This window comes from Burkholderia sp. lig30, assembly GCF_000687455.2.
GTDB lineage: Bacteria > Pseudomonadota > Gammaproteobacteria > Burkholderiales > Burkholderiaceae > Burkholderia.
The window spans coordinates 1-1,772 of record NZ_JGVW01000007.1; the positions used below are offsets into that span (position 1 = coordinate 1).

Annotated in this window: 3 protein-coding genes; 2 read left to right on the top strand and 1 reads right to left on the bottom strand. The window is 71.1% G+C overall.

Going from position 1 to position 1,772, the window contains the following annotated elements; translation table 11 throughout:
• Window positions 1-51: 51 nt before the first annotated feature.
• Complete coding sequence (rsmI, locus tag LIG30_RS00420) at window positions 52-933, bottom strand: 16S rRNA (cytidine(1402)-2'-O)-methyltransferase (RefSeq protein ID WP_038708677.1); 882 nt, start codon at window positions 931-933, stop codon at window positions 52-54.
• Between the two features lie 46 nt (window positions 934-979).
• Here rsmI and LIG30_RS00425 point away from each other — a divergent pair, with 46 nt between their 5' ends.
• Entirely contained in the window at window positions 980-1,438 is a 459-nt protein-coding gene (locus tag LIG30_RS00425; RefSeq protein ID WP_442856833.1) for a YraN family protein, read from the top strand.
• 163 nt (window positions 1,439-1,601) lie between these two features.
• On the top strand, window positions 1,602-1,772 hold a 171-nt coding region (locus LIG30_RS00430), incomplete at its 3' end, for an SIS domain-containing protein (protein ID WP_038708679.1).

The window sequence follows — 1,772 nt, forward strand, 5'->3', positions numbered from 1 at the left end:
ACACCCGACACCCGACACCCGGCACCCGGCACCCGACACCCGGGGCCGTGGTCAGGCGTCCTCTTTCAGCGCGAGCGCACGCGCGTACAGCGCGTTGCGCGGCGCGCCCGTCAGCGCCGCCGCGAGTTTCGCCGCGCTTTTCACCGGCACTTCTTCCAGCAGCAGCTTGAGCAGCGCGTCATGCGCGGTGTCGTCGGCCGGCCCGGCATCGGGCGCCGCGCCCTCGACCACCAGCACGAATTCGCCGCGTTGTCGGTTCGGATCGGCTTCGATCCACGTCAGCCCTTCGGCCAGGGTGCCCTGGAACAGCTGTTCGTGTAGCTTGGTCAACTCGCGCGCGATCAGCAGCCGGCGTGCGGCGCCGAGCGTGTCCGCCAGCGCGGTGACCGTCTCGACGATGCGGTGCGGCGCCTCGTAGAACACGAGCGCGTACGGATGCGGCTTGAGCGCTTGCAGCGCGGCGATGCGCTGCTTCGCCTTCGGCGGGAGGAAGCCCGCGAACGTGAAGGTGCCGGCCCAGTCGCCCGCGACGCTCACCGCGGCGACCGCCGCGCTCGGGCCCGGCAGCGGAATCACCGGGAAGCCGGCCGCGCGCACCGCGTCGACGAGCCGCGCGCCAGGGTCGGAGATGCCGGGCGTGCCGGCGTCCGACACGTACGCGACGCGTTCGCCCGCACGCAGCTGCTCGATCACCCGCAGTGCGGCTTCGCGCTCGTTGTGCTCGTGCACCGCGACGAGCGGCTTCGAGATGCCGTAGCGAGTGAGCAGCTGGCCGGTGTTGCGGGTGTCTTCGGCGGCGATGCGGTCGGCGAGGCCGAGCACATGGAGCGCGCGCAGCGTGATGTCGGCCGTATTGCCGATCGGCGTCGCGACCACGTAGAGCGCGGCCGTCGGATAGTGCTGCGTTTGCGCGAGTTCAAGGAGGGCAGTCATGGCAGGCAAGGCGCGCGGACGCGGCGCAAGCGGAACAAGGTCGGCATTGTGCCACGCGGCGGCGCCCGTGCCGTCCGGCGAAGGGGGGGCGGCGCGTGTGGAGCGCGCAGGCGGCCCGGCGACGGCGCGCGGCGATGGCGTCGCGGCGGAGGGGCGATCCCGCGCGGTCGGCAGTGCGTTCGAGATGCGCGCGCGGCAATTCCTGCAGGGCCGCCGGCTCGCGTTCGTCGCCGCGAACGTGACGATGCGCGGCGGCGAACTGGATCTCGTGATGCGCGAGCCCGACGGCACGCTGGTGTTCGTCGAAGTGCGCGCGCGGCGCAGCGTCCGGCACGGCGGCGCGGCGGCGAGCATCGGCCGGCGCAAGCGCGCGCGGCTCGTCATGGCGGCGCAGCGCTTCTGGGTGCGGCATGGCGCCGGTGCGCCGTGCCGCTTCGATGTCGTTGCGTTCGAGGCCGGGCAACTCGTCTGGCTGCGCGATGCGTTTCGCGCGGACGACGTCTAGGGCCTGTATACATACGGAGCGCATCCACATTCCCTGTGTAAACAGGCCGTGGAGATGTAAAGAGATCTTGCCGGTGCCCGGTTCAGGCCCCGGAGTGCGGTAAACTCGCCGCACTCACGATGTCGCGCGATATCCGTTGCGCGCAGCACTTGATCAGAAATCGATGTCAGTCGAACGAATTCAGCAACATTTCCGCGATAGCGCCGCGCTTCACCTCGAAGCGCTGGATGCGCTGTCGCTGCCGATCGCGGCCTCGGTCGACGCGATGTTCGCCGCGCTGGCGAACGGCAACAAGATCGTCGCGTGCGGGGACGGCCCCTCGGCCGCCGCGGCG

Excerpts from the sequence above, each read along its gene's own strand:
- rsmI (WP_038708677.1), bottom strand. The coding sequence starts at position 933 with ATGACTGCCCTCCTTGAACTCGCGCAAACGCAGCACTATCCGACGGCC.